This is a genomic window from Stenotrophomonas sp. YJH_SMC_131, assembly GCF_059367975.1.
In genome coordinates, this window is sequence record NZ_JCAFRJ010000007.1 from 67,230 (window position 1) to 93,020 (window position 25,791).

Genomic DNA, 25,791 nt, shown 5'->3' on the forward strand with positions numbered 1-25,791 from the left:
ACAATCGGGACCTGGCCGGTGCGCGGGGAGCTGCACCGGCCTTCGTCCCTTGAACGCAGGTACCTGATGTCCGCATCCGCCCCGGTCTCCGCCGCTCCGCCTCCGGTTCCGCCGCCGTCTACCCCGCCGCGCGCCGTGGCACCGTTGGCAGGTTTCTTCATCGACCTGGGCATCGCCGCCGTCACCCTGGTCGGCCTGAGCATGGTCACCGGACTGTTCTGGGGCTTCTACCGTGCGATCGTGGTCAGCCGCGCCAACGTCGCGGCCAATGGCGGTGCACTCACACCTGACAGCGCCGGCGCGGCAGTGGGCCAGCCCGGGGCCCTGGCCCAGATCCTGATGGCCCTGATCGCCACCGGTGGTGCCGCGCTGCTGCTGTACTTCTGGCGGCGCCCGGCGAACGCCGGCGAACGCCTGGCCTCGCGACAGGCGCTGCAGCGTCCTTCCACCTGGGGCTGGACCCTGCTGGTGGCCACGCTGATCGTGGTTGGCAGCAACGGCGTCGCCTTCCTTTCCAAGCAGTTCGGCATCGAGCCGGTGCCGACCAACGTGGAACTGATGCAGAGCGCGATCGCGCGCTTCCCGTTGTTCCTGGTGCTGTTTGCGGTCGTCCTCGCCCCCGCCTACGAAGAGCTGCTGTTCCGTCGTGTCCTGTTCGGGCGCCTGTGGCAGGCCGGCCGCCCCTGGCTGGGCCTCATCCTCAGCAGCCTGGCGTTCGCCCTGGTCCATGAAGTGCCCGGTGTCAGCAAGAACTCGCTGCTGGGCATGGCGCAGCTGTGGCTGGTCTACGGCGGCATGGGTGCCGCCTTCTGCTGGCTGTACCGCCGCACCGGCACCCTGTGGGCGGCGATCACGGCGCATGCGCTGAACAACGCGGTGGCGCTCGCCGCAATGGTGTTCCTGGGGTCAACGTAACGCCGTGCCCGCTTGACGAAAGATTAAGCAGGTACGCTACACACTGCGCACATGAACACGGGGGCGGACCCATGAAACAACTGCTGCTGGCTCTAGTCATCACCACCGTGGTCAGTGCCTGTGCGACCACCACCTCGCCAACCGGAAGACGGCAGATGGTGGGCGGCGTATCGCAGGCACAGCTTGACCAGCTCGGCGCGCAGGCGTTTGCCGAGACCAAGCAGAAAGAGAAGATCAGCACCGATGGCCGCCAGAACGGCTACGTGCAGTGCGTGGTCAACGCGTTGGTCGCGCAGTTGCCGCCTCAGTACCGTGGCGTACGGTGGGAGACCGCCGTGTTCGTCGACAAGGAACCGAACGCCTTTGCCCTGCCCGGCGGAAAAGTGGGCGTGAACACCGGCATTTTCACCGTCGCCAAGAACCAGGACCAGTTGGCTGCCGTGATCGGCCATGAGATCGGCCATGTCATCGCGCGTCACCACGAAGAACGCATCACCCGGCAGATGGGCGCGCAGACCGGCCTGGCCGTGCTGGGCGCGCTGGCCGGTGCCGCCTATGGCGATGGCGCCGCCAGCACGGTCAACCAGCTGGGTGGGATGGGCGCGCAGGCGGCCTTCCTGCTGCCGGGTTCGCGCACGCAGGAAAGCGAGGCAGACGTGATTGGCCAGCGGCTGATGGCGCAGGCTGGATTCAACCCGGCCCAGGCCGTGGACCTGTGGCAGAACATGATGGCCGCCAGCGGCGGTCGCAGCCCGCAATGGCTGTCCACCCACCCCGATCCGGCCAACCGGATCCAGGAGCTGCGACGTGATGCACCGGGCCTGACGCCGGTCTACCAGCAGGCGCAGGCGGCCGGGCTGCGGCCAAAGTGCGGATGAGTGCGCAGTTCTATGCTGTATTGCAGCACATAAAACGATTTCTCACGCCATCTGTTTCTGATACGTTTGGCGGCTCAGATTTTTCTGACAGTCCGACTTTGCCGCTATCCGGCGGTTCGATCGAGGTGAACGATGATTTTCCGTAACCACAAAGCTGTGCTTTCCGTCCTCGTCGCGACCGCCCTGACCGGCGCCGTGGTCACCGATGCCTTTGCGCAGTCCTCGCGTTCCTCCGACCGTGGCAGCCGCGGCGGTAGCAGCAAGCAGGCCAAGGCCGAACCGCTGTACCCGAATGCGACCCGCCAGGAGCCGACCGCCAAGGCCTCGGCCAAGATGGGCAGCAAGCTGCAGAAAATGATCGACAACTACAACAAGGAAAAGTTCCCGGAGACGCGCGAACAGGCTGACGCGATCCTGGCCGACAGCGCTTCCAACGAGTACGACAAGTCGCTGGCCGCGCAGCTGGCCTCGCAGGCCGCCTACCAGACCGACGACGTGCCGGGCGCCATCGCGTATCTGAAGCAGGTGATCCAGTTCAACGGCCTGGACAACAACGGCCACTTCCAGTCGATGCTGATGCTGGGCCAGCTGCAGCTGCAGGAAGACAAGACCGCCGAAGGCCTGGCCACCCTGGACAAGTACTTCGCAGAGAGCAAGTCGACCAAGCCGGAAGAGCTGATCGCCAAGGGCCAGGCGCTGTACCAGCTGGAGCGCTATCAGGAAGCGATCCCGGTGCTGAAGCAGGCCATCGCCGGCGCCGCCGAGCCGAAGGACAACTGGAACCAGCTGCTGATGGCGGCCCTGTCCGAAGCCGGCCAGACCGGTGAGGCCGTGCAGGCCGCAGAAGCGCTGGCGGCCAAGAACCCGACGGACAAGAAGGCCCAGCTGAATCTGGCCAACATGTACATGCAGGCTGACCAGATGCCGAAGGCCGCCGCGGTGATGGACAAGCTGCGCAGCAGCGGCCAGCTCACTGAAGAGCGCGAGTACAAGCAGCTGTACTCGATCTATGCCAACACCGAGAACAAGGAAAAGGACGTCATCGCGGTCATCAACGAAGGGTTGCAGAAGGGCATCCTGAAGCCGGATTACCAGGTCTACCTGGCGCTGGCCCAGTCCTACTACTACTCCGACCAGGTGCCGCAGGCGATCGATGCGTGGCAGAAGGCTGCCCCGCTCTCCAAGGACGGTGAGACCTACCTGAACCTGGCACGCGTCCTGCATGCCGAAGGTCGCGTCCCCGAGGCCAAGCAGGCCGCCCAGCAGGCGCTGGCGAAGGGCGTGAAGAACCAGGCGGATGCCAAAAAAATCATCAACCTGAAGTAAGTAGGAATAACGCCTGAATGCCTGCTCAGTTGATGCGCAGGCGCTCAGGATTGGTATAAGCTTGGAGGTTCCTGCGGTGTCATGCACCGCTGATCAGGGATCCCGCCCCCGGGATTCCGGCCCCACTATTGAGCTCTTGGCGCATGACGGAACAACTAGTCGTTCACCGGTACGAACAACCCGATGACAAGGGGCTGAGCTGGCCTCGCATCGTCGGCATCGCGTTTGTAATTGCCCTGCATCTGGCCGCCTTCATGATGCTCCTCATTCCCGCCGTGGCTCCCAAGGCCGTCGCGGAGAAGGAGCGCAACGTCATGGTGACCATCGTCGACGCGCCGCCGCCGCCCCCACCGCCGCCGCCGCCGCCGCCGCCGCAGGATACTCCGCCACCGCCGGTGAAGAATCTGTCGCCGCCGAAGCCGTCGCCCGTACCGCCGCCGCCGCAGGCGCCGGTCGTGGACGTGCCGGAGCCGCGCCCGAACGATATCGTCACCCCGCCGTCGCCCCCGTCGCCGCCGGCTCCGCCGACCTCGATCGAGGCCAGCGTTGACATCTCGTCGAAGGCCATGAATCCGCCGCGCTATCCGCCGGCCGCCTTCCGCGCGGGTATCCAGGGCGAAGTGATCCTGATCATTGATGTCGATGCCAACGGCAACGTCACCAATGTCACGGTGGAAAAGTCCAGCCGTAACCGCGACCTGGACCGTGCTGCGATGGAAGCAGCTCGCAAGTGGCGCTTCAACGCCGCTGAATCTGGCGGTAAGAAGGCGGCAGGTCGCGTTCGCGTCCCGGTCAACTTTGCGCTGAACTGATGCGTCCGGGTGGCCCTCCGGCCACCCCCGCTCCCGGTTCGATTGTTTAGCTTAGCTACACCCTTTATCACCACACACAACAAAGGTAAGCGTCATGCTGCAGGAAATTTTCATCGCCGCTGCTGCCGGGGGCAATCCGTCCAACGCCCTGTCGCAGATGGGCTTCGAGCACCTGATCCACGAAATGACCACCAAGCCGGGTGATTTCGCGGTTTCCTGGGTCGTGCTGCTGACCCTGATCGCCATGTCGGCCATGTCCTGGTACTGGACCGTCATCAACATCTTCCGTGCCACCCGCCTGAAGAGCGCCGCTGACCGCGTCGTCAGCCTGTTCTGGGACACCCCGAACGCGCAGGACGCCATCCGTGCGATGGAAGAGCAGCCGGCTTCGGAGCCGTTCTCGAAGATCGCCCTGGACGCTGCCCAGGCCGCTGCCCACCACCAGCGCGCTGAAGGCGGTGCTACCGGCGGCGTCGGTGAGAACCTGAGCCGTTCGGAGTTCGTCGACCGCGCTCTGCGCCAGGCCGTCACCCGCGAAAGCAACAAGCTGCAGTCGGGCATGACCCTGCTGGCCACCGTCGGCGCGACCGCTCCGTTCGTCGGTCTGCTGGGTACCGTGTGGGGCATCTACGGCGCGCTGATCAAGATCGGTGCCACCGGCTCCGCTTCGATCGACGCCGTTGCCGGCCCGGTGGGTGAAGCGCTGATCATGACCGCGATCGGTCTGTTCGTCGCAATCCCGGCCGTGTTCGCCTTCAACTTCTTCAGCAAGATCAACAGCGCGACCATCAGCAAGTTCGATACCTTCGCGCACGACCTGCACGACTTCTTCGCCACCGGTTCGCGCGTCCGCTAATTGCGGCGCGCGTCACCCAGCGACGAAGTAAGTAGTCACCAAGATCTAGACGGAGCCCGTTATGGCTTTCAGTAGTGGTAACAGCGGCGGCCCCATGGCCGACATCAACGTTACGCCCCTCGTGGACGTGATGCTGGTGCTGCTGATCATCTTCATCATCACGGCGCCCCTGATGTCCCACAAGGTCAAGGTGGATCTGCCGGAAGCCAACCTGATCCAGAAGCCGGAAGATGCTGAAAAGCGTCCGAACCCGATCACGCTGGCAGTCAAGGAAGACGGCTCGATCTACTGGAACGACGAAGAAATCAACAAGCAGACTCTCGAGTCCCGCTTGGCGACCGCCGCACAGCAGACCCCGCAGCCGCCGCTGAACCTGCGTGGTGACCGCACCACCAAGATGCGCGTCATCAACGACCTGACCAAGGTCGCGCAGGAACAGGGCATGCTGGACGTCGGCTTCGTTGCGACCAAAGAAAAGGGGCAATAAGCCATGGCATTCAGTAGTGGTGGTGGCAAGGGCCCCATGGCAGACATCAACGTCACGCCCCTCGTGGACGTGATGCTGGTTCTGCTGATCATCTTCATCGTGACCGCGCCGATCATGACGTACCCGATCGCCGTGGACCTGCCGCAGCGCGTGCTCAACCCACCGCCGCAGCTGGTCGAACCGCCGCCGCCGATCGAACTGAAGATCGACGCCAGCAACCAGGTCTCGTGGAACAACAGCCCGATCAATACCAGCGAGCTGCAGCAGCGGATGGAGCAGGAGGTCCAGCGTGACCCGACCAACCAGCCGGAACTGCGCATCGACGCCAGCCCGGATTCCGAGTACGACGTGATGGCCAAGGTTCTGGCCGCCGCGAAGAATGCTCAGATGAAGAAGATCGGATTTGTGCAGCAGTAAACGCTACACCGCAATACAACAGTCATGACGCGACTGCAGACGCCCCTGGAAACAGGGGCGTTTTTTTGTGTTCTCGTCGTGGCGCACGGGTTGGGCTTAGATCCCTTTTCCTGAGGAAAGGGATCTGAGCCCATCCGACCCCATCCGGCAGCAGGCGCCGCTATGATCGGCGGATGCTCGCCCTCTTCGACTCCCTGCGCCATTGGCTCGACGGCATCGCCCACCTCGGCACGATCCTGGCGGTGGCCTACCTGCTCTACCTGTTCGCGCTGGCGGGCTGGATCATGCTGCAGAAGCGCGAGCCGGTGGCCACGCTGAGCTGGATCCTTTCGCTGGCACTGTTGCCCTACCTCGGGCTCTTCATCTACTACCTGCTGGGGCCGCAGAAGGTGAAGCGGCAACGGCTGCGTCGTGGCCGTGCACGCTCGGGCATGGAGCACTACAGCGATGTCTGCCCGCCCGATTCGGACTGCACCGAGCTGGCCAAGGTTGCCCAGGCCACCACCGGACTGGCGCCCAGCAGTGCCACCGAGGTGACCTGGCTGGTCGACGGCGCAGCCACCTATGCCGCGCTGCTCGACGCGATCGCGCAGGCGCGCGACCACGTGCACCTGGAGTACTACATCTTCAACCCCGACCATGCCGGCACCGCACTGCGCGATGCCCTGGTCGAACGTGCGCAGGCCGGTGTGCAGGTGCGCCTGCTGCTGGATGCGGTGGGCTCTTCCGCCCTGCCCCGGCGCTTCCTGCAGCCACTGCTGGACGCTGGCGGCGAAGCGATCTGGTTCCATCCGCGACAGCTGCTGAAGCCGTTCAAGCGCCCGTGGCTGAACCTGCGCACCCACCGCAAGCTGGTGATCGTCGACGGTCGCCTCGCCTTCACCGGCGGCATCAACATCACTGACGAGGAAGACGAGAGCCGCAGGCCCGACGCTTACCGCGACCTGCACATGCGTATCCGCGGCCACGTGGTGCGCAGCCTGCAGCTGGTGTTCGCCGAGGACTGGCTCTATGCCAGTGGCCAGGACCACTCGCGTTTCGACATCGCCCGCCTGTGGCCGGCCGACATGCCGCTGCGTGCGGATGGACCGATCAGCGCCCAGGTGCTGGTGTCCGGGCCCGACTCGGGCTGGGAGACCATCCACCGCCTGCACGTGGCGGCGATCCAGGAAGCACACGAGCGCGTGTGGCTGGTGACGCCCTACTTCGTGCCCGGTGAAGCAGCGAGGATGGCGCTGACCTCGGCCGCGCTGGGCGGCCTGGACGTGCGCCTGCTGGTGCCGAAGATGAGCGACTCCTGGTTCGTCACCCAGGCCGCACGGTCCTACTTCGACGAACTGCTGCACGCGGGCGTGAAGATCTACGAGTACGGCCCGCGCATGCTGCATACCAAGGCGTTCATCGCCGACGACGATGTCTGCATCGTCGGCAGCGCCAACTTCGACCACCGCAGCTTCCGGCTGAACTTCGAACTGTCGATGATGATCAGCGACCGTGACCGCGTCGCTGCACTGGCCGAACTGCTGCAGGGCGAATTCGACCGTTCCACGCGGGTGCACGACCAGGCCGGCCGCTCGCTGTGGCTGCACCGCCTGCCCGAGGCCTTCGCCCGGCTGGCCTCGCCGCTGCTCTGACGCAGCGCTACACTGCGGCGATCATCCGGGGAGCCCGACTATGTACTGGTTGTACCTGCTGCTGGCGCTGGGCTGCTTTGCCTTCGCGCTGAAGACCCCGAGCGCGGGGTTGATGACCCTGTGCCTGCTGGCGGCGCTCGGCTTCCTGCTGGCCTGGGTGCGCGGCCGCTACGTGGCCCGTTTCGGCGACCTGCAGCGCGACCCGGCCACGCTGATCGATGCCGAGGAGCTGCGCCGCCTGCGCGAACAGGCCCAGGCCCGCCGCACTGACGACCACAACGACCACGACCCGTCCCCTCTTTCCAAGTAGTCCCGTTCCATGACCCAGCTCAGCGTCAACGTCAACAAGATCGCCGTCCTGCGCAATTCGCGCGGCGGCGCCGAACCGGACGTGGTGCGTGCCGCCCAGGCCTGCCTGGATGCCGGCGCGCATGGCATCACCGTGCATCCACGGCCGGACCGCCGGCATATCACCGCCGAGGACGTGCTGGCCCTGTCCACGCTGACCCGCGCGCGTGGCGTTGAATTCAACATCGAAGGCAATCCGTTCGCGCCGCCGCGCGAGGGCTACCCGGGGCTGCTGCCGCTGTGCGAACAGACCCGTCCGGCGCAGGCCACCCTGGTCCCCGATGATGACGGCCAGATCACCTCCGACCACGGTTTCGACTTCGAACGAGATGCCGAGCGCCTGCGCCCGCTGGTGGCTGCGCTGAAGGCCATGGGGTGTCGGGTCAGCCTGTTTGTTGACGCGGGCGACCCATTGCTGGAGCAGGCAGCTGAGGTGGGGGCGGACCGCATCGAGCTGTATACCGGGCCCTATGCAGAGGCGCATGCGGCGGGCGATGCCGATGCGATGCTGGCGCTGTTCGCCACTGCTGCCCGACGAGCGCAGGCCGTCGGCCTGGGTGTCAATGCTGGCCACGACCTGTCGCAGGACAACCTGCGCGACTTCCTGGCCCACGTGCCGGAGGTGCTGGAGGTGTCGATCGGTCACGCGCTGATCGGCGAGGCACTGTATGACGGGCTGGATGCCACCGTGCGCGGGTACCTGGCGCTGCTCTGATGCATTGCAGCCGAGCGTAGGCTCGGCTCCACAAGGTCTCTGCATCAACTGTAGAGCCGAGTCCATGCTCGGCTCAGCCTCGCCCTGAACCCTTCAGGCGGCCGTCGCAGCCATTGAGACGGCCACGACGTACCCTGCCGCAATGGGTATTGCGATCAAGGGCCGAGGTTCCACGTCCCACCTTGCCGGGCGCTTTGAAAGCACCGTCAGCGAGGCGGTGGACGACGGCTGGGCGGTCGACGAAAGCGATGAGTTCCTCGCCCCGCGCCTGCGCACCGAAGTACGCGCCGAAACCGCGCGCAGCATCATCACCCGCAACAACTCGCCCGACGTCGGCTTCAGTCAATCGGTGAATCCCTACCGCGGTTGCGAGCACGGCTGCTCGTACTGCTTCGCCCGCCCTTCGCATGCCTATCTGAACCTGTCGCCGGGGCTGGACTTCGAGACCAAGCTGTTCGCCAAGACCAATGCGCCGCAGCTGCTGCGCAAGGAACTGTCGAAACCGGGCTATGTGCCGCAGCCGATCGCACTGGGCATCAACACCGATGCGTACCAGCCGATCGAACGCAAGTTCAAGCTGACCCGCCAGCTGATTGAAGTGATGCTGGAGACCCGGCATCCGTTCTCGCTGATCACCAAGAACGCGCTGGTCGAGCGCGACATCGATCTGCTCGCGCCGCTGGCCGCGGAGAACCTGGTCAGCGTGCACTTCTCGGTGACCTCGCTGGACCCGCATCTTTCCGCGAAGCTGGAACCGCGTGCATCAGCGCCACATGCACGGCTGCGCGCGATGAAGCGCCTGCATGACGCCGGCATTCCGGTCGGTGTGATGGTGGCACCGGTGATTCCCTGGATCAACGACAGCGAGCTGGAAGCCGTGCTGGAGGCTGCGCACGGCGCAGGTGCGAGCACCGCCGGTTACGTGCTGCTGCGCCTGCCGCTGGAAGTGGCACCGCTGTTCCGCGACTGGCTGGATACGCACCATCCCGATCGCGCTGCGCACGTGATGAGCACCATCCAGCAGCTGCGCGGTGGCAAGGACTACGACAGCCAGTTCGGCACGCGTATGCGTGGCCAGGGCGTGTATGCCGATCTGTTGAACAACCGCTTCAAGCTGGCACGCAAGCGTCTGGGCTTCAATGCACAGAACAGCCATTGGCCGAAGCTGGATTGCAGCCGTTTCCAGAAGCCGCTGCCGCCGAAGAAGGAGTCGCCGCAGGGCTCGTTGTTCTGAGTCCATCAGTCGAGCATGGCTCGACTCTACATACGCGGCTGACGAGCAGCTCGGCATTACCCTCCAAACAACTTCTGCGCGCTCTGGAACAGGATCCAACTCGTCGCGATGAACTTGTCGCCACCCTGCGGCCGGTTGCCACGATGGGTGTGGGTGAACGCCGTCGGGGCGATCAGCAGGCTGCCGGTACGCGGCGCGATCTTGCGGCCCTGGAACAGGAACTCGGTTTCACCTTCGTCAAAGTCGTCGTTGAGGTACAGCGTCCACAGCACATGCCGGTGCAGGGTCTCGGCCTGCGCATCCTTCGGGTACAGCTCGCAGTGCCAGTACGGGTAGCCGCCCTCGCCCGCCGCATACCACTGCAGGTTGATCGCACCCGGGCGCAGGCAGGTGCGGGCCAGGTCGGCCAGCTGCTGCTGCGGCATGTCGGGGAAGTCCTCGGCAGACAGGCGTCGCGGTTGGCCGTTGCTGTCCTGGATCTGCAACATCAGTGGGGCGATCAACGCCTGTGGATAACGGCGTAGATAAGTCAGCAGGCCGTTGAACACCGCAATCTGCAGCTGCTGATCAACATCCTGCCAGCCGTCCAGGCCACTGATGCGCAGATCCTTGCTGTGCTTGAGTTCCGGGAACACGCCACTGCCCACCGCACCGGGCAGCAGGCCACGCGTCGCACGCATGCGCTCGACGATCGCCGCGCAGACCTCGCTGGGGACGGCGTTGTGGATGACTTCGATGAAATCGACCGGGCCCTGCTCGTGCATGCGTGCGTTCCTTCGGCGGCAACGGCTTGATGGTGCCGTTTGCCGCCCTCGGTGTCACCCCACGGTCATGTCATCGATCTGCCATGACCGCTGTCAGGCGATCGGTTGTCAGCCCTGTGCGTCGTCGTGTGCGTGGTGGTAGCGCACGGCCTCGGCCACTTCCTCGCGCGAACCGAGGAACACCGGCACGCGCTGGTGCAGCTGGTCGGGCTGGATGTCGAGGATGCGCTCGCGGCCGGTCCAGGCGGCGCCGCCGGCCTGCTCGACCAGCAGGCCCATCGGGTTGGCTTCGTACATCAGGCGCAGCTTGCCGGCCTTGGACGGGTCCTTCTTGTCCCACGGGTAGATGAAGATGCCGCCGCGGGTAAGGATGCGATGCACGTCGGCCACCATGCTGGCGATCCAGCGCATGTTGAAGTTCTTGCCGCGTACGCCTTCCTTGCCCGCCAGCAGGTCGCCGACGTAGGCCTGCATCGGCGCTTCCCAGTGGCGCTGGTTGGACATGTTGATCGCGAATTCCTGGGTGGCCGCCGGGATCTGCATGTTCTCGGTGGTCAGCACGAACTCGCCCTTCTCGCGGTCCAGGGTGAAGGCGTGGGTGCCATGGCCGACGGTCAGCACCAGCTGGGTGCTGGGCCCGTAGATGCAGTAGCCGGCGGCGATCTGCTTGCTGCCCGGCTGCAGGAAGGCGTCGTCGCCCGGCAGCTCGACATTGGTCGGGCAGCGCAGCACGGAGAAGATGGTGCCGACGGAGACGTTGACGTCGATGTTGGAGCTGCCATCGAGGGGATCGAACAGCAGCAGGAAATCACCGCGGGGATAGATGTCCGGCACCGGCTGGCTGTGGTCCATTTCCTCCGAGGCGCAGGCGGCGAGGTGGCCACCCCAGGCGTTGGCTTCGAGCAGGATCTCGTTGCTGATGACGTCGAGCTTCTTCTGCGCTTCACCCTGCACGTTGCCGGTACCGGCGTCGCCGAGCACGCCACCGAGGGCGCCCTTGCTGACGGCAATGGAGATGCTGGTGCAGGCGCGGGCGACGACCGCGATCAGCTGGCGCAGGTCGGCATTGATGCGGCCGGCGTGCTGTTCCTGGATCAGGAAGCGGGTCAACGAAGTACGGGACATGAGCGGGCAGGTCTCGGCAGCGGGAAAACGCCTATTGTCGCCCGTCTGGCGGGGGCGTGCGTGAGCGCGGGAAGGCGTAATCGTTTCCAGATGCGTTGCGCTCGTGGCGCCTTCCTTCCGTGGAGCCGAGCCCGCGCTCGGCTGCTCTTCGTCCTTCATGCCGCACAAGCCGAGCGTAGGCTCGGCTCTACAGAGACCAGGGCGCAAAAAACAAAGGCGCCTTTCGGCGCCTTTGTCCTCAAGCTACTGGAGCGTTGCTTCAGCCCTTGGCGACGGTGGCCACGGCCTTGGCGACGTATTCCAGGTTGTTCTGGTTCAGCGCGGCCACGCAGATACGGCCGGTGCCGACGGCGTAGATGCCGAACTCGTCGCGCAGGCGCTCGACCTGCTCACGGCTCAGGCCGGAGTAGGAGAACATGCCGGCCTGCTCGTTGATGAAACCGAACTGCGGTGCACCGGCAGCGGCCAGCTTCTCGACCAGGCCGTGGCGCAGGGCGTGGATGCGCTCGCGCATCTCGGTCAGCTCCTGCTCCCACATCGCACGCAGTTCCGGGTTGGTCAGCACGCCGGCCACCAGTGCAGCGCCGTGGGTGGATGGGCTGGAGTAGATGGTGCGGATCACGCGCTTGACCTGCGATTGCACGGCCTTGGCGTCAGCGGCGGTCGGCGCCACCATCGACAGCGCACCCACGCGCTCGCCATACAGCGAGAACGACTTGGAGTACGAGTTGGCGACGATGAAGCTGTCGATGCCGGCTTCGGCGATGATGCGCACCGCTGCGCCGTCCTGCTCGATGCCCTTGTCGAAGCCCTGGTAGGCCATGTCGATGAAGGGGAACAGCTGCTTGTCCTTCAGCAGTTGCGCGACCTGCTTCCACTGGGTGACCGTGAGGTCAGCGCCGGTGGGGTTGTGGCAGCAGGCGTGCAGCAGCACCACGGTGCCGGCTTCCAGCTTGCCCAGGTCGGCCAGCATGCCGTCGAAATCGACGCCATGGGTGCCCGGGTCGAAGTAGGTGTAATCCAGCACCTCGAAACCAGCGGCGCTGAACACCGCACGGTGGTTTTCCCAGCTCGGGTTGCTCAGCGCAACGGTGGCGTGCGGCAGCAGCTTCTTCAGCACGTCGGCGCCGACGCGCAGCGCACCGCTGCCACCAACGGTCTGCGCGGTGGTCACGCGGCCGGCGGCCAGCAGCGGCGAATCCTTGCCGAACACCAGCTCACGCGTCGCTTGCGTGTACGCCGGCAGGCCATCGATCGGCAGGTAGCCGCGCGGTTTGGCTTCAGCGGCGAGCTGCTGCTCGATCTGCTTGACGGCGCGCAGCAGCGGAATGCGGCCGCTCTCGTCGTAGTAGATGCCCACACCCAGGTTGACCTTGGTCGGGCGGCCGTCGGCGTTGTACGCCTCGGTCAGGCCCAGGATCGGGTCGCCTGGGACCAGTTCCACGTTTGCAAAGAAGGACACGGCGGTACTCGTTCGGTAGACGGAAAGGGGGAGGAAGTGCGCTACGCGGTCCGCGGCTTTTCGGCCGGAAACAGCCCATCGTAACAAAGCCTGCCGGGGCTGGCCGCCGCCATCGTCATCCGCGGCCCCGTACCATGGCGTGCGTTGCCGCCCGATCCATCAACCTGAATCATGAATCCCGCCGCACGACGCCGTTGCCTGCCGCTGTCCGCCCTGCTGCTGTCGCCTTGGACGGCGGTGGCCGAGCCTGCGCCCACCGCCCTGCCTGCGGTGCAGGTACAGGCCGCCCGGGTGCCGGGCATCGATCCGTTCGCGCTGCCGGCCAGCCAGGACACGGTCTGGATGGACGCCAGCCGCGCGGGCACCGGTGCGCAGCTGTCTGAGGCCTTGGCCGGGGTCCCCGGACTGCTGGCACGTGACCGGCAGAACTTCGCCCAGGACACGCAGCTGTCGATTCGTGGCTTCGGCGCACGCTCGACCTTCGGCGTGCGCGGGGTGCGGGTGCTGATCGACGGCGTGCCGGCCACCATGCCTGACGGCCAGGGCCAGCTGTCGCATGCCAGCCTGTTGGGCGCCGAGCGCATCGAGGTGCTGCGCGGGCCGTTCTCGGCGCTGTACGGCAATTCCTCCGGTGGCGTGCTGCAGGTCTGGAGCGCGCAGGGCCAGGCCGGTGACCCGTGGCGGTTGCGCGTGAATGCCGGCGCCGACAACACGCTCAGTGTCGGCGCACAGCTCAAGGGTGCCGGCCCAGCGCTGGACTACAACATCGCGGCCAACCACTTCCGCACCGATGGCTGGCGGGACCACAGCCGTGCGCGCCGCGAATCGCTCAACGCACGCGTTGGTGGTGATCTGGGCGGTGGGCGGCTGGAGTTGCTGCTCAATGCGCTGGATGCCCCCGATGCGCAGGATCCGCTGGGCCTGAGCCGTGCCCAGGTGGCGGCTGATCCGCGCCAGGCCACGGCAGTCGCGCACCAGTACAACACCCGCAAATCGGTGCGCCAGCAGCAGGCTGGCCTGCGCTGGACCTGGGAGACCGGGGCACAGCGCTGGCAATTGATGGGCTATGCCGGCCAACGCACGGTGACCCAATACCTGCCGATTCCGCCGGCACCCCAGACCAACAGCCCGCTGCATGCCGGCGGCGTGATCGATCTGCAGGGCGGGTATGGCGGGCTGGACGCGCGCTGGGGCTGGCACGGCGACCTCGCCGGCCGGCCGCTGGACCTGGTGGCCGGGCTCAGCGCCGACCGCCAGCGCCAGCACCGCACCGGCTACGAGAACTTCGTGGGCAGCGCCCTCGGGGTGCGCGGGCGCCTGCGTCGTGACCAGATCGATACCGTGCAGAACGTGGACCAGTTCGCCCAGGCCTGGTGGCAATGGAGTCCGCGCTGGTCGCTGCTGGCCGGGGTGCGCCACAGCGCGGTGCGTTTCGACTCGGACGATCGCTACATCACCACCCGCAACCCGGATGACAGTGGCCACCGGCGCTACCAGGCGACCACGCCGGTGGCAGGCGTCAGCTTCGAGGCCAGCCCGCAGTGGCGCCTGCATGCCGCCGTGGGGCGTGGATTCGAGACCCCCACCTTCAACGAGCTGGGGTATCGCGCCGATGGTCAGGCGGGTCTGGCGCTGGATCTGGCGGCCGCCCGCAGCCGCAGCCTGGAGCTAGGCAGCAAGTGGCACGCACAGGATGGAACCCAGCTCGATGTCAGCCTGTTCCGTGCAGATACCGACGATGAGCTGGCAGTTGCCAGCAATATCGGCGGTCGCAGCACCTATCGCAACATCGGCCGCACCCGCCGCCAGGGTGTGGAACTGCAGTATCGCCAGCCGCTGGCCGAGCAGCTGGAGCTGCAGCTGGCGTGGACCTGGCTGCAGGCGCAGGCGCGTTCGCCGTACCTCACCTCCAACACCCTGGTTGCCGCCGGCAGCCGCCTGCCCGGGGTACCGCGCCAGCAGGCCTTTGCCCGGCTGCAATGGTCGCCCGGCCAGTGGCAGTGGGCGCTGGAGGCCTCCGCCAGCAGTGATACCGTAGTCAACGACGTGGCGACCGAACGCGCGCCCGGCTTCGCCCTGCTGCATCTGGAAGGCGGCCGTCGCTGGGCCCTGCCGGGTGGCGAGCTGCGCGCCTTCGCCCGGATGGAGAACGTGCTGGACCAGGCCTACATAGGCTCGGTGATCGTCAACGATGGCAACGGGCGCTTCTACGAACCGGGACCGGGACGGCGGGCCAACGTCGGCCTGCAATGGTCGTGGCGTTGAAGGGGTAGTGCCGGCCGCTGGCCGGCATCGCGCCGTGCAGGACGTCAGGAGGTTGCCGGCCAGCGGCCGGCACTACCCGTCAGTCGGGGGCCTTGGCTGGCACGAACGGCGATGTCGGGTCGCTGGCCGGGAAGGTCTCCTCCAGCGCTTCGTCCTGGTTGTCGCTGGCGCGCTGCTTGCGTTCGCGGCGCTTGAGCGGGCTTTCCTGGCCACCGCGATGGCGGTCACCGCCATCCTTGCGGTCCTGCGCCGCCTGTTCAGCCTCGTGCTTCACCGGCAGATGGTCGCTCCCGTGCTCGGCATCGAAGAACGGTGCGCCGGTGCCACGGTAGTCGGCGTTGTCGGCATCGCGTTTGCCGCGCTGCTCGCCCGGAATGGGCGGGTGGTTTGCGCGCAGCGGGTCGCGGGAGGTCTCTCGGCTCATGGTCTGGCTACCTGCGCTCGGGGTTCCCACTACACCGCGACGCAGGTAAAGCCGCCGCGAACCTGGCGTCATGAACATCTCGCTCACCCGCTGGTAACGGCACCGCGCGTATTCCTGCCCACCCGCCCCGCTGCAGGAGCCGGCCATGCCCCGTCTTGAACGACCCGCACCGTCCGTGTTCAACGCCCTGCTCGATCCGCTCGGCCAACGTACCGCGCAGCGCCGCACGCGCCGCCATGAGGATCCGCAGGCGGTGGCCCAGGACTATCTGCAGTACATGCTCAGTGACTACGAGGAACGTCGCGGGCAAAGTCATCGCAACTGGCGTGACCTGTGCCCGGTCTATGCCTTCGCGTTGACAACCCATGCTGCCGACTGGCCGCGCGGCGACGCTGCCGATACCTGCGAGGAATTGGCCGAGCACTGGGAACAGATGCGCGGGCAGTCGCGGCTGGGCTGGTCGCAGGCGCGGCCGGTGGTGGAGGACGCCTGGCGCGCGCTGGACCATATTCCGGCGGCGGCGGTGAGGCCGTTGCTGCAGTAGTGCCGGCCGCTGGCCGGCAACCCCAGGACACTTGAGGCCGCGAGCTCTGCCGGCCGGCGGCCGGCACTACCGCACCTGCGTGGAACCCACGTGCACGGTATCGACACGGGTGGTTTACACCGCCCATCCGAAGCTGGGTGCCCTGCCCCATCAAAGGTGCGTCCATGGCCCGCCCGATCTGGACCGGTACGCTGTCCTTCGGACTGCTCAATGTGCCGGTGTCGCTGATGTCCGGCGAACGCAAGGTTGACCTGCAGTTCCGCATGCTCGACTCGCGCGATCGCAAGCCGATCCGTTTCGAAAGGGTCAACGCCGACACCGGCGAGGAAGTGCCCTGGAAGGACATCGTCAAAGCCTATGAGTACGACAAGGGCAGTTATGTCGTGCTGGAGGAAGGCGACATCCGCTCGGCGGCGCCGGAAAGCCACGAAGCGGTGGAGGTGGAATCCTTCGTGGACGCAGCGCAGATCGACCCGCGCTACTACGAGAAGCCGTACCTGCTGGTGCCCGGCAAGAAGGCCGAAAAGGGCTACGTGCTCCTGCGCGAAACGCTGCGCAGTACCGGCAAGGTAGGCATTGCCCGGGTGGTGGTGCGCACGCGCGAGTACCTGTGTGCGGTGATGCCGCATGCGGACGCGCTGGTGCTGATGATTCTGCGCTATCCGCAGGAACTGGTGGATCCCGAGGACTACAAGCTGCCTGCCGGCAAGCTGTCCGACTACCGCATCACCAGCAAGGAAACGGCGATGGCCGAGCAGTTGATCGAGTCGATGTCCGGCGATTGGGACCCATCGCACTACCACGATGAATTCCGCGAGCGCCTGCAGCAGGTGCTGAACAAGCGCATCAAGTCCAAGGGCGGCACCACGCGGGTGGAAGATGAGCCCGCACCACACGAGGATGCGACAACGAACGTTGTCGACTTCATGGCGTTGCTGCAGAAGAGCCTGGATGCGAACAAGCGCACGCCGGCGAAGAAGGCCGCAACGCGCAAGGCAGCTGCAAAGTCGACGGTGAAGAAGGCCGCAAAGAAGACAACGAAGAAGGCTGCGAAGAAGGCCGCACCACGGCGCAAGGCAGGTTGAACCATGTCGCTGCACCAGTACCGGCGCAAGCGCCGGCTTGGCGGAGGCACAGGGCAGACGCCGGAGCCTGACGACACACCCGCACGCGGTGATCCGCAGCGGCGGCCAACCTTCGTCATCCAGCTGCATCATGCCAGTTCGCGCCACTATGACTTCCGCCTTGAGATGGACGGCGTGCTGAAGAGCTGGGCGGTGCCGAAAGGTCCTTCGCTTCGCGTCGGCGAGAAGCGGCTGGCCGTGGAAGTGGAAGATCACCCGTTGTCCTACGCTGGCTTCGAAGGCGACATTCCCGAAGGCCACTACGGCGCGGGGCACGTGGAGGTGTTCGATCAGGGCACCTGGGCCTGCGAAGGCGATCCACTGCAGGCGCTGGCAGCTGGAAAGATCGACTTCGTACTGCATGGACAACGCCTGGCCGGTGGCTGGAAGCTGGTGCGCACGGCAATGAAGGGACGCCAGGTGCAGTGGCTGCTGATCAAGCGCGACGACGAGCAGGCGCGCGATGCCGAAGCAGACGATCTGCTGGACGCGCACGTGCCCAAGCGCGCATCCACCGTGATGAAGCGCACTGGGGGGAAGGCAGGGCGTGCTGTGCCCGCCGCACGCACGGCTACCCGCAAGGCCGATGCACGCTGGCATGCGCGCGCGCTGAAACTGGACGGCGCACGTGACACGCCCTACCCGCATGGGTTCAAACCGCAATTGACCGATCATCGCGACAGCGCGCCGGACGGCGCGCGTTGGCTGCACGAGATCAAGTGGGACGGCTATCGCCTGCTGGCCGATCTACACGACGGCGAGGTGAAGCTCCGCTCCCGCAATGGCCTGGATTGGACCGATGACTTCCCCGAGGTCGTGCAGGCCGTGCAGGCGCTGCCGGTGCGCGATGCGCGCCTGGACGGTGAGCTGGTGGTGCTGGACAAGGAAGGGCGCAGCGATTTCGCAGCGTTGCAGCGCGTGATCGATGGAAGCTCGAAGCATCCGCTGCGCTACATCGTGTTCGATCTTCCGGGTGTGGCCAACGCGGACATCAGTCGTGCGCCATTGCTGGAACGCAAAGCGCTGCTGAAGGATCTCATCGGACCCGTGCCCGGCATCCTGGCCTTCAGCGAACATGTGATCGACCAGGGCCCGCAGGTGTTCGATGCCAGTGGCCAGGCCGGATTCGAAGGAATCGTCAGCAAGCAGGTGGATGCCCCGTACGTGAATACCCGCGCGCGCAGCTGGGTGAAGGTGAAGCACGAAGACACCGACGAGTTCGTGATTGTCGGCTACACGGCCCCCAGGGGCTCGCGGGTGGGTTTCGGATCATTGTTGCTGGCAACGCCGGACAAGGAGGGTCTGCGCTATGTGGGCCGCGTCGGTACCGGCTTCGACGACGAGAACCTGCGCGCGCTGCTCAAGGCATTGCAGCCACTGGCAGTAAAGACGCCCGTGCTGCAGCTTCCGGCGCATGTGCCGTTCCGCGCCGCCAGCGTGCGCTGGGTGAAGCCGGTGACGGTGGCGGAAGTGGCGTTCCGTGGCTGGGGCAAGGAAGGCCTGCTGCGCCAGGCCAGTTTCAAGCGGCTGCGCAGCGACAAGCAGAAGGAGGACCTGGGAATGAGCAACGCAACAGCAGTTGCTGAAGCCGGGGGTGAGGTCCAGATCACGCATCCGGAGCGTGTGGTGTTTCCCAGTCAGGGACTGGGCAAAGGCGACGTGGCCGACTATTACCGGCGCATGGCGCGCTGGATCCTGCCCGAAATTGCCGGACGGCCGCTGTCATTGCTGCGCTGCCCCGATGGGGTGGGCAAGGCCTGTTTCTTCCAGAAGCATCATGGCCCCGGCCTGGGCGACGCGGTGCACGCGGTGCCCCTGCAGCAGAAGAGCGGCCGCGAGGACTATGTCTATATCGACGACGCACGGGGCCTGCTGCAGCTGGTGCAGATGAACACGCTGGAGCTGCATCCGTGGGGTGCGACCGTAGCAGACACCGAGCATCCGGATCGACTGGTATTCGATCTCGATCCTGGCAACGGCGTCAGCTGGGCACAGGTGAAATCGGGTGCACGCGATGTGCGTGACCGCCTGCAGCAGGTGGGCCTGGAGAGCTTCGTGCGGCTGTCTGGCGGCAAGGGGCTGCATGTGGTGGTACCGCTGCAGCCCAAGGCTGGCTGGGACGAGGCGAAGGCGTTCTGCGAGGCCTTTGCGCAGGCAATGGCAAAGGAGCAACCTGATCGCTATGTGGCGACGATGAGCAAGGCCAAGCGCAGTGGCGTCATCTTCATCGACTGGTTGCGCAACACCCGAGGGGCCACCAGCGTGTGCTCGTGGTCGCTGCGCGCGCGCGATTCCGCCGGTGTGGCAGTGCCGCTGCGCTGGGAGGAACTGGCGCGTATCAGTGCTGCCGACGCCTTTCCCATGGGCAAGGCGCTGGCGAGGGCGCAACGCCTGAAGAGTGACCCATGGCAGGGCATCGCGCAGTTGAAGCAGACGCTGCCGCGCATGGACCTGTAGAGCCGAGCCCATGCTCGGCTGCCTGTGTCGATGTGCATGAAAGCCGAGCATGGGCTCGGCTCTACAAAGGCGGCGTTACCCTGCGTCGCGCGAGGCGCGCCGGCCGAACCACCAACCGGCCAGCAGTTGCAGCGGCAGCGATGCCAGCAGCGAAATGACGAACCAGAACGGGAAATCCGCACCGGCCGTCCACATCGCGTAGCCACAGCCCAGCGCGATCAGCGACCAGATCGAGAAGCCATGCGAACGCGGCCAGCAGGGGGCGTAATAGGTGGCAAAGGAAACGCCCGCGATGCCACCAAGAACGCTGAAGGTGAGGTCCCAGCCCAGCTGCACGCTGTTGTTGTCCGGCGACAGGCCCAGCAACGGGGGCAGCCAGCTGGCGACGCTGCTGACCAGCGCAAGCGACAGGACGCCGCCGATCAGGGCGACGATGGACAGGAACAGGGTCTTGAGCAGGCCGGGCATGCGCGCATTGTACGGCGGCCACAGAGTGCCCGCGTTGCCGGCCAGCGGCCGGCACTACCGATGGATCGGCATGGCCGCCGCGTCCGTGGGAGAGGGGGACGGAGCGACGACGGCCATGCACAGGCGGTCAGGCGGCGAAGTCGAGTACCACGCGGCCCTCAATGGTGCCCGCGTGCATGCGCGCGAACACGTCGTTGATGTTCTCCAGGCGGTCGGTGCTGACGGTGGCCGCGACCTTGCCTTCGGCGGCGAACTGCAGCGACTCCTGCAGGTCCAGCCGGGTGCCGACGATCGAGCCGCGCACGGTGATGCCGTTGAGCACCATGCCGAAGATATCCAGCGGGAAATTGCCGGGCGGCAGGCCGTTGAGCGAGACGGTGCCGCCACGGCGGACCATGCCCAGCGCCTGCTCGAACGCCTTCGGTGAGACCGCCGTGACCAGGGCGCCGTGCGCGCCGCCGATCTCCTTCCTGAGGAAGGCGGCCGGATCGGTGGTACGCGCGTTCACGGTGATCTGCGCGCCGAGCTGCCGGGCCAATGCCAGCTTGTTGTCGTCCACGTCCACCGCAGCCACGTTCAGGCCCATCGCACGGGCGTACTGCACCGCCATGTGGCCCAGGCCACCGATGCCGGAAATCGCCACCCAGTCGCCGGGCTTGGTGTCGGTGACCTTCAGGCCCTTGTAGACGGTCACGCCGGCGCACAGCACCGGTGCGATCTCGACGAAGCCCACGTCCTTCGGAAGCAGGCCGACATAGTTGGCATCGGCCAGTGCGTACTCGGCGAAGCCGCCGTTGACCGAGTAACCGGTATTGCGCTGTGTCTCGCACAGCGTTTCCCAGCCACCCAGGCAGTGTTCGCAATGGCCACACGCCGAGTACAACCAGGGGATGCCGACCCTGTCGCCTTCCTTGACGTGCCCTACCCCGCCTCCCACGGCCACGACGTGCCCCACGCCCTCGTGGCCGGGGATGAACGGCGGGTTCGGTTTCACCGGCCAGTCGCCCTCGGCGGCGTGCAGGTCGGTGTGGCAGACGCCACAGGCCTCGATCCTGACCAGTACCTCGCCCGCCCCCGGGCGTGGTACCGAGACTTCCTCGATCACCAGTGGCTTGCCGAACTCACGCACGACAGCGGCCTTCATGGTCGAATTCATGTTCGGATCTCCGTAGTGCGCTTGCCCACAGAATGACGCCGGCACGAGGCCGGCGCTTTGATCACGATCAAACCTTTGAAGATTCGCGGAGCAGGTTCAGCTGGCCAGCACGGACGCCTCGCGGGCCAGGCGTTCGATCGCCTCCCAGTCGCGGGTCTGCAGCAGTGCCGGGGTGGTCAGCCACGAACCGCCCACGCACAGCACGTTGGGCAGATGCAGGAACTGCGGTGCGGTCTGCGCACTGATGCCGCCGGTCGGGCAGAAGCGCACATCGGCGAACGGACCGTGCCAGGCGGCCAGTAGCGCGGCGCCGCCGGCCTGTACCGCCGGGAAGAACTTGAAGGTGTCCTGGCCATGCTCCAGGCCCAGGATCAGGTCCGAGGCGGTGGCGGCACCGGGCAGGTACGGCAGGTCGGCATCACGCGCGGCCGCATACAACGCCGGCGTGGCACCGGGGGACACCGCGAATCGCGCGCCGGCCTGCTTTGCTGCCTGCATCTGCGCGGCGTCGAGTACGGTGCCGGCACCGATCACCGCGTCCGGCACGGCCTCGACCATCGCCTTGATCGCATCCAGCGCCTGCGGCGTGCGCAGCGTCACCTCGATTACCGGCAGGCCGCCGCGGAACAGTGCCTGGGCGACGTCGACCGCTTCATTCACATCTTCGGGGGTGTACACCGGGATCACCGGTGCCAGCTTCAACAGCGCGCGCAGGCGCGGATCAGCGCTGGACATGGTCTTGCTCCTTGCCCGACGGGGCATCGCGGATCGCCGCCGGGTACGGCAGCGCAGCGGCGCATGATGCCACGTGGCTCACGAAGGTGCTGGCAGCGTCGCCCCGCCCTGCCCCGGTCAGGCCGGGTCGGCCTGCAGCGCCTGGATGCGGCGCTGGTACCAGTCGCCACCGAGCGGATCGAACACCGCCGAGCGCTCCATCTGCGACTCGTACACGTGCACAGAAATCGCCAATGCGTCGTCACTGGCGTTGCGCAGGGTGTGGTACTCGTGCGGCGGGATCAGGCTGCCGGCACTGCCGCAGCCTCCGCGCAGCGTGGCGTGGCGGTGGAAACGCCAGCGCTCGCCGGCGCGCTCCAGCAGCTCGTAACGGGTGATCTCCAGTTCGCCCAACCACACTCCCTCCACACACCACATGGCATCGTGGTCGTGCAGCGGCGTGCCCTGCCCTGGGCCCCAGCTCATGGCGATCACGCTGTAGCCGTGTTCGCGGCTGTGGTACAGCGGACGTCGCGCGTAATGATCACTGACCGGCCGATGCACGCATTCGGGCAATTCGATGCGGCTGTCGGTTATGGCTTCCTGCAGCGCCAGCTGCAGGTCGGCGGTGATGCGCCCGGCATCACCGGCGGTGACCGCCGCATCGACCGCAGCGATCAACCGGTCGCGGCCACGGAACGGCGGAAACGGAGAGGTCTGCAGGTCCATGCACCTGACTGTAGCGGAGCATGGTTAAGGGAATGTTGGCGTTCGCGCGCGTCGCGTCCGCATTCAGGGTGAACACGCGCAGAAGAACGGTTCAGATGCAGAGGCACTAGAGCGATCACAAGGGAACCTCGCGAAGCAAAACGTGTCGAACACGACGCGATTCAGATCCGCTGCGACGTTCCGCAACTTCGCATCCGACGGGTGCAAGGCTAGAATTCTCCGACTTACCTGGTTCTATACATGTCAGTGCGAAATATGAGCGATGCCGCGTTGCCGGCATCGAAAGGCAAGGCTGCCACGATCAACGACATCGCACGACTGTCGGGAGTTTCCAAGAAAACGGTTTCAAGAATCATCAACAACTCGCCGCTGGTGCGCAAAGACACCCGCGACAAGGTCGAGGCGTTGATGCGCGAGGTCGGTTACGTGCCCGACCCGCTGGCGCGCGGACTCGCGTTCCGCCGCTCCTTCCTGATCGGCCTGGTGTATGACGACCCCGGCGCCCAATGCATTGTCGACCTGCAGCACGGCGCGCTGGAAGCGCTGCGCGGCACCGGCTATGAGCTGGTGGTGCACCCGTGCAACAGCCAGGATCCGGACTGTGCGGACGGCGTGCGCCGTTTCGTGCAGCAGCAGAAACTGCATGGCGTGATCCTCGGCCCGCGCGCCTCCGAATCGATGGCGCTGGCGCAGATGCTCGACGCGATCGACTGCCGCCACATCCGCATCAACGCGCATGCGTCGGAAGAAGACGTGCAGGCGGTGGTCACCCACGATCGCGATGGTGCGGCGGCGGCTGCGGGCTACCTGCTCTCGCTCGGCCACCGCGACATCGCGGTGATTGCCGGTCCCGGTGACCGGCGCGCTGCCCGCGAGCGGACCCACGGCTTCCTTGATCGGCTGGCCCAGGTCGGCGTGACCCTGCCGGGCGAGCGCGTGCTGGAAGCGGGCGACACCTTCGAGTCCGGCGTGCATGCCGCCGAACGCCTGCTGATGGGCGGACAACGCCCCAGTGCGATCTTCACCGGCAACGACGAAATGGCCGCGGGCGTCTACCAGGTGGCATTGCGTGCGGGCATCGCGGTGCCGCAGCAGTTGTCGATCGTCAGTTACGACGACAGCCCGCTGGCGTCGCGGCTGTGGCCGCCGCTGACGTCGGTACGCCGCCACGTCTCCGACATCGGCCGCATGGCTGCCGCGATGCTGGTGCAGACCGACGTACCGGAGGCGCCGGCTGTGGCCAGCGTGCATCCGCAGCTGATGGTGCGCGGTTCCTGCCGGGCCGTGGACGGCTGAGTGTCCTGCCCTCGCCTGCGCCGTCGCGACAGAACGGTGCAGGCAACAACGAAAACGGCGCACCAGGGTGCGCCGTTTCCACTGCGGAGCGGTGTGCGTTACGCGCTTACACGTCGCCGCCGTCGGCCCAGCCTTCACCCGTGCCCTTCTGGAACACGCGGTCATCGCCCTGCACATCACCGGCCGGCAGATGCGCCTGGTCGGCCAGTGCCGCGTAGATCGGGGTGAAGTCCGGCGACGTCGCCTGCATCAGCTGTTCGAAGCTGTCGATGACGAAGTAGGTCTTCTGGAAGGTGTCGATGCGGTACTTGGTGCGCATGATCCGCTGCAGGTCGAAGCCGATGCGGTTGGGCGCGGTCGATTCCAGCGAGTACAGCGACTCGCCCTTCGACGACACGATGCCGGCGCCGTAGATGCGCAGGCCGTCGGGCGTATCGATCAGGCCGAATTCCACCGTGTACCAGTACAGGCGGGTCAGGTTCTGCAGTGCATCCGGGCCGATCGCGTGGGCCTTGACGCCGCCACGGCCGTACGCCTCCATGTAGTCGGCGAACACCGGGTTCATCAGCAGCGGCACGTGGCCAAACAGATCGTGGAACAGGTCCGGTTCGGCGATGTAGTCGATCTGGTCCGGGCGACGGATCCACCAGGTCACCGGGAAACGGCGGTTGGCCAGGTGGTCGAAGAAATCCAGTTCCGGCAGCAGGCCTTCAACGCCGACCAGGGTCCAGCCGGTGGCGGCGCCCAGTACTTCGTTGAGCTGGTCGAAGCGCGGAATCATGTGTGCGCTCATGCCCATCTCGTCCTGCGCGTCCAGGAACTCCTGGCAGGCGCGGCCGACCAGCAGTTCGCGCTGGCGCTGGTACAGCGTGCTCCAGGTGGCGTGGTCGTCGGCGCTGTAGGTGTCCCACGGCTGCTCGACGAGCGCGGTGGTATACACCGGCACGTAGCCCTTGTCGGTCTGCTGGTGTTCGACGCGGCGGGGCTGGACGAGGTCCATGGGGCACTCCTTGACGGGATACCCACGATGCTAGGGCAGGGCGCGCGCAACAGGGTTGCAAAAGTTGCGTCGATTAGCCTGGTTGGCGCAATATCCTTGCGTACTCACCATGTTGCGGGGCAACAATGGCCGGAGAAGTCCAGTTCGATCGCACGGATATACGTCTACTGGCTGAAATCCAGCGGGATGGGCGCGCCACCAACGCCGAGCTGGCGACACGGGTGAACCTCTCGCCCTCGGCCTGCCTGCGCCGCCTGCAGCGGCTGGAAAGCGAGGGCGTGATCGTCGGCTATGGCGCGCGGCTGGAACCGCGCCAGCTGCGCCTGGGCCTGCAGGCCTTCGTGCGCGTGCAGCTGGAAAAGCATGACCAGGCCGCCATCGGCCACTTCGTGGATAGCGTGCAGGGCTGGGATGAAGTGGTGGCCTGCCATGCGCTGACCGGCGACATGGACTACCTGCTGCACGTCTACGTGCGCGACCTGGAGCACTTCTCGCACTTCCTGCTGGACCGGCTGCTCAACGCCGGCGGCGTGGCCGATGCCAATTCCAGCTTCGTGCTGCGCACGGTGAAGGGTTTCCAGGCGTTGCCGTTGTCGCAGCTGGAGCCCTGAGCAGCCACCAGGCGTGCCCGGTGGCCTGGC

At 66.2% G+C, this 25,791-nt stretch carries 26 protein-coding genes; 17 read left to right on the plus strand and 9 right to left on the minus strand.

What is annotated here, in order from left to right; genetic code table 11:
• Window positions 1-66: 66 nt before the first annotated feature.
• The 11 genes from AC5P56_RS15295 to AC5P56_RS15345 all read left to right on the plus strand — a co-directional run bounded on the left by AC5P56_RS15295 (window position 67) and on the right by AC5P56_RS15345 (window position 9,622).
• Complete coding sequence (locus AC5P56_RS15295) at window positions 67-915, plus strand: CPBP family intramembrane glutamic endopeptidase (protein ID WP_046433405.1); 849 nt, start codon at window positions 67-69, stop codon at window positions 913-915.
• 71 nt (window positions 916-986) lie between these two features.
• Complete coding sequence (locus AC5P56_RS15300) at window positions 987-1,793, plus strand: M48 family metallopeptidase (protein WP_014645409.1); 807 nt, start codon at window positions 987-989, stop codon at window positions 1,791-1,793.
• A gap of 132 nt (window positions 1,794-1,925) precedes the next feature.
• Window positions 1,926-3,119 carry a tetratricopeptide repeat protein gene (locus AC5P56_RS15305; RefSeq protein WP_495231772.1) on the plus strand — a complete coding sequence of 398 codons (1,194 nt, stop codon included), beginning with the start codon at window positions 1,926-1,928 and terminating at the stop codon, window positions 3,117-3,119.
• A 143-nt stretch (window positions 3,120-3,262) separates the two neighbouring features.
• The gene (locus AC5P56_RS15310; protein WP_049408447.1) at window positions 3,263-3,931 is read left to right on the plus strand and encodes an energy transducer TonB; all 669 of its coding nucleotides are present in this window, start codon (window positions 3,263-3,265) and stop codon (window positions 3,929-3,931) included.
• A 94-nt stretch (window positions 3,932-4,025) separates the two neighbouring features.
• Window positions 4,026-4,787, plus strand: a complete 762-nt coding sequence (gene exbB, locus AC5P56_RS15315) for a TonB-system energizer ExbB (RefSeq protein ID WP_005411738.1) — start codon at window positions 4,026-4,028, stop codon at window positions 4,785-4,787.
• Between the two features lie 61 nt (window positions 4,788-4,848).
• Window positions 4,849-5,274, plus strand: a complete 426-nt coding sequence (locus tag AC5P56_RS15320) for an ExbD/TolR family protein (RefSeq protein WP_005421196.1) — start codon at window positions 4,849-4,851, stop codon at window positions 5,272-5,274.
• 3 nt (window positions 5,275-5,277) lie between these two features.
• Complete coding sequence (locus AC5P56_RS15325; protein WP_005411740.1) at window positions 5,278-5,691, plus strand: ExbD/TolR family protein; 414 nt, start codon at window positions 5,278-5,280, stop codon at window positions 5,689-5,691.
• Between the two features lie 173 nt (window positions 5,692-5,864).
• Window positions 5,865-7,325 (plus strand): cardiolipin synthase, encoded by a 1,461-nt coding sequence (gene cls / locus AC5P56_RS15330; protein ID WP_032957944.1) that lies wholly within the window; start codon window positions 5,865-5,867, stop codon window positions 7,323-7,325.
• 40 nt (window positions 7,326-7,365) lie between these two features.
• The gene (locus tag AC5P56_RS15335; RefSeq protein WP_014645412.1) at window positions 7,366-7,635 is read left to right on the plus strand and encodes a hypothetical protein; all 270 of its coding nucleotides are present in this window, start codon (window positions 7,366-7,368) and stop codon (window positions 7,633-7,635) included.
• A gap of 9 nt (window positions 7,636-7,644) precedes the next feature.
• Entirely contained in the window at window positions 7,645-8,388 is a 744-nt protein-coding gene (locus AC5P56_RS15340; protein ID WP_495231773.1) for a pyridoxine 5'-phosphate synthase, read from the plus strand.
• Between the two features lie 142 nt (window positions 8,389-8,530).
• The gene (locus AC5P56_RS15345; protein ID WP_241887643.1) at window positions 8,531-9,622 is read left to right on the plus strand and encodes a PA0069 family radical SAM protein; all 1,092 of its coding nucleotides are present in this window, start codon (window positions 8,531-8,533) and stop codon (window positions 9,620-9,622) included.
• A gap of 56 nt (window positions 9,623-9,678) precedes the next feature.
• Here AC5P56_RS15345 and AC5P56_RS15350 read toward each other — a convergent pair whose 3' ends face one another.
• From AC5P56_RS15350 to AC5P56_RS15360, 3 genes are all read right to left on the minus strand, one after another.
• Window positions 9,679-10,386, minus strand: a complete 708-nt coding sequence (locus AC5P56_RS15350) for a 2OG-Fe(II) oxygenase (RefSeq protein ID WP_032957940.1) — start codon at window positions 10,384-10,386, stop codon at window positions 9,679-9,681.
• A 108-nt stretch (window positions 10,387-10,494) separates the two neighbouring features.
• The gene (locus AC5P56_RS15355; protein WP_032957939.1) at window positions 10,495-11,511 is read right to left on the minus strand and encodes a class 1 fructose-bisphosphatase; all 1,017 of its coding nucleotides are present in this window, start codon (window positions 11,509-11,511) and stop codon (window positions 10,495-10,497) included.
• Window positions 11,512-11,770: 259 nt separating this feature from the next.
• Entirely contained in the window at window positions 11,771-12,973 is a 1,203-nt protein-coding gene (locus tag AC5P56_RS15360) for an amino acid aminotransferase (protein WP_495231774.1), read from the minus strand.
• Between the two features lie 171 nt (window positions 12,974-13,144).
• Here AC5P56_RS15360 and AC5P56_RS15365 point away from each other — a divergent pair, with 171 nt between their 5' ends.
• Window positions 13,145-15,238, plus strand: a complete 2,094-nt coding sequence (locus tag AC5P56_RS15365; protein ID WP_262224393.1) for a TonB-dependent receptor family protein — start codon at window positions 13,145-13,147, stop codon at window positions 15,236-15,238.
• Window positions 15,239-15,317: 79 nt separating this feature from the next.
• Here AC5P56_RS15365 and AC5P56_RS15370 read toward each other — a convergent pair whose 3' ends face one another.
• Complete coding sequence (locus AC5P56_RS15370; protein WP_014645419.1) at window positions 15,318-15,662, minus strand: hypothetical protein; 345 nt, start codon at window positions 15,660-15,662, stop codon at window positions 15,318-15,320.
• A 145-nt stretch (window positions 15,663-15,807) separates the two neighbouring features.
• Between AC5P56_RS15370 and AC5P56_RS15375 the strand changes: the two genes are divergently transcribed.
• The 3 genes from AC5P56_RS15375 to ligD all read left to right on the plus strand — a co-directional run bounded on the left by AC5P56_RS15375 (window position 15,808) and on the right by ligD (window position 19,787).
• Window positions 15,808-16,206, plus strand: a complete 399-nt coding sequence (locus AC5P56_RS15375; RefSeq protein ID WP_014035432.1) for a hypothetical protein — start codon at window positions 15,808-15,810, stop codon at window positions 16,204-16,206.
• Window positions 16,207-16,370: 164 nt separating this feature from the next.
• A complete protein-coding gene (ku, locus tag AC5P56_RS15380) occupies window positions 16,371-17,291 on the plus strand; it encodes a non-homologous end joining protein Ku (RefSeq protein ID WP_032958403.1) in 921 nt (306 codons plus the stop codon).
• 3 nt (window positions 17,292-17,294) lie between these two features.
• Complete coding sequence (gene ligD / locus AC5P56_RS15385) at window positions 17,295-19,787, plus strand: DNA ligase D (protein ID WP_014645421.1); 2,493 nt, start codon at window positions 17,295-17,297, stop codon at window positions 19,785-19,787.
• 75 nt (window positions 19,788-19,862) lie between these two features.
• Here the strand turns inward: ligD and AC5P56_RS15390 are convergent, their stop codons facing one another.
• From AC5P56_RS15390 to AC5P56_RS15405, 4 genes are all read right to left on the minus strand, one after another.
• Window positions 19,863-20,255, minus strand: coding sequence for a hypothetical protein (locus AC5P56_RS15390; protein WP_014645422.1), 393 nt, complete (start codon window positions 20,253-20,255; stop codon window positions 19,863-19,865).
• Between the two features lie 127 nt (window positions 20,256-20,382).
• Window positions 20,383-21,411, minus strand: a complete 1,029-nt coding sequence (gene adhP, locus AC5P56_RS15395) for an alcohol dehydrogenase AdhP (protein WP_014645423.1) — start codon at window positions 21,409-21,411, stop codon at window positions 20,383-20,385.
• A gap of 96 nt (window positions 21,412-21,507) precedes the next feature.
• Window positions 21,508-22,146, minus strand: a complete 639-nt coding sequence (eda, locus tag AC5P56_RS15400; RefSeq protein WP_014645424.1) for a bifunctional 4-hydroxy-2-oxoglutarate aldolase/2-dehydro-3-deoxy-phosphogluconate aldolase — start codon at window positions 22,144-22,146, stop codon at window positions 21,508-21,510.
• A 117-nt stretch (window positions 22,147-22,263) separates the two neighbouring features.
• Entirely contained in the window at window positions 22,264-22,854 is a 591-nt protein-coding gene (locus tag AC5P56_RS15405; protein WP_014645425.1) for a cysteine dioxygenase family protein, read from the minus strand.
• A 240-nt stretch (window positions 22,855-23,094) separates the two neighbouring features.
• On the opposite strand from AC5P56_RS15405, the gene AC5P56_RS15410 reads away from it, so the two are divergent.
• Complete coding sequence (locus tag AC5P56_RS15410) at window positions 23,095-24,150, plus strand: LacI family DNA-binding transcriptional regulator (protein ID WP_134808379.1); 1,056 nt, start codon at window positions 23,095-23,097, stop codon at window positions 24,148-24,150.
• A gap of 106 nt (window positions 24,151-24,256) precedes the next feature.
• Here AC5P56_RS15410 and phhA read toward each other — a convergent pair whose 3' ends face one another.
• Window positions 24,257-25,150 carry a phenylalanine 4-monooxygenase gene (gene phhA / locus AC5P56_RS15415; protein WP_288496444.1) on the minus strand — a complete coding sequence of 298 codons (894 nt, stop codon included), beginning with the start codon at window positions 25,148-25,150 and terminating at the stop codon, window positions 24,257-24,259.
• 125 nt (window positions 25,151-25,275) lie between these two features.
• Between phhA and AC5P56_RS15420 the strand changes: the two genes are divergently transcribed.
• Entirely contained in the window at window positions 25,276-25,761 is a 486-nt protein-coding gene (locus AC5P56_RS15420) for an Lrp/AsnC family transcriptional regulator (RefSeq protein ID WP_049446786.1), read from the plus strand.
• Window positions 25,762-25,791 lie beyond the last annotated feature (30 nt).

Coding starts and splice junctions, on each gene's coding strand:
- AC5P56_RS15390 (WP_014645422.1), bottom strand. CDS start 20,255: ATGCCCGGCCTGCTCAAGACCCTGTTCCTGTCCATCGTCGCCCTGATC.
- exbB (WP_005411738.1), top strand. CDS start 4,026: ATGCTGCAGGAAATTTTCATCGCCGCTGCTGCCGGGGGCAATCCGTCC.
- AC5P56_RS15370 (WP_014645419.1), bottom strand. CDS start 15,662: ATGAGCCGAGAGACCTCCCGCGACCCGCTGCGCGCAAACCACCCGCCC.
- eda (WP_014645424.1), bottom strand. CDS start 22,146: ATGTCCAGCGCTGATCCGCGCCTGCGCGCGCTGTTGAAGCTGGCACCG.
- AC5P56_RS15350 (WP_032957940.1), bottom strand. CDS start 10,386: ATGCACGAGCAGGGCCCGGTCGATTTCATCGAAGTCATCCACAACGCC.
- adhP (WP_014645423.1), bottom strand. CDS start 21,411: ATGAATTCGACCATGAAGGCCGCTGTCGTGCGTGAGTTCGGCAAGCCA.
- AC5P56_RS15355 (WP_032957939.1), bottom strand. CDS start 11,511: ATGTCCCGTACTTCGTTGACCCGCTTCCTGATCCAGGAACAGCACGCC.
- AC5P56_RS15375 (WP_014035432.1), top strand. CDS start 15,808: ATGCCCCGTCTTGAACGACCCGCACCGTCCGTGTTCAACGCCCTGCTC.
- ku (WP_032958403.1), top strand. CDS start 16,371: ATGGCCCGCCCGATCTGGACCGGTACGCTGTCCTTCGGACTGCTCAAT.
- AC5P56_RS15295 (WP_046433405.1), top strand. CDS start 67: ATGTCCGCATCCGCCCCGGTCTCCGCCGCTCCGCCTCCGGTTCCGCCG.
- AC5P56_RS15345 (WP_241887643.1), top strand. CDS start 8,531: ATGGGTATTGCGATCAAGGGCCGAGGTTCCACGTCCCACCTTGCCGGG.
- AC5P56_RS15320 (WP_005421196.1), top strand. CDS start 4,849: ATGGCTTTCAGTAGTGGTAACAGCGGCGGCCCCATGGCCGACATCAAC.
- AC5P56_RS15300 (WP_014645409.1), top strand. CDS start 987: ATGAAACAACTGCTGCTGGCTCTAGTCATCACCACCGTGGTCAGTGCC.
- AC5P56_RS15340 (WP_495231773.1), top strand. CDS start 7,645: ATGACCCAGCTCAGCGTCAACGTCAACAAGATCGCCGTCCTGCGCAAT.
- AC5P56_RS15310 (WP_049408447.1), top strand. CDS start 3,263: ATGACGGAACAACTAGTCGTTCACCGGTACGAACAACCCGATGACAAG.
- AC5P56_RS15305 (WP_495231772.1), top strand. CDS start 1,926: ATGATTTTCCGTAACCACAAAGCTGTGCTTTCCGTCCTCGTCGCGACC.
- phhA (WP_288496444.1), bottom strand. CDS start 25,150: ATGGACCTCGTCCAGCCCCGCCGCGTCGAACACCAGCAGACCGACAAG.
- cls (WP_032957944.1), top strand. CDS start 5,865: ATGCTCGCCCTCTTCGACTCCCTGCGCCATTGGCTCGACGGCATCGCC.
- AC5P56_RS15410 (WP_134808379.1), top strand. CDS start 23,095: ATGTCAGTGCGAAATATGAGCGATGCCGCGTTGCCGGCATCGAAAGGC.
- AC5P56_RS15335 (WP_014645412.1), top strand. CDS start 7,366: ATGTACTGGTTGTACCTGCTGCTGGCGCTGGGCTGCTTTGCCTTCGCG.
- AC5P56_RS15405 (WP_014645425.1), bottom strand. CDS start 22,854: ATGGACCTGCAGACCTCTCCGTTTCCGCCGTTCCGTGGCCGCGACCGG.
- AC5P56_RS15365 (WP_262224393.1), top strand. CDS start 13,145: ATGAATCCCGCCGCACGACGCCGTTGCCTGCCGCTGTCCGCCCTGCTG.
- ligD (WP_014645421.1), top strand. CDS start 17,295: ATGTCGCTGCACCAGTACCGGCGCAAGCGCCGGCTTGGCGGAGGCACA.
- AC5P56_RS15420 (WP_049446786.1), top strand. CDS start 25,276: ATGGCCGGAGAAGTCCAGTTCGATCGCACGGATATACGTCTACTGGCT.
- AC5P56_RS15325 (WP_005411740.1), top strand. CDS start 5,278: ATGGCATTCAGTAGTGGTGGTGGCAAGGGCCCCATGGCAGACATCAAC.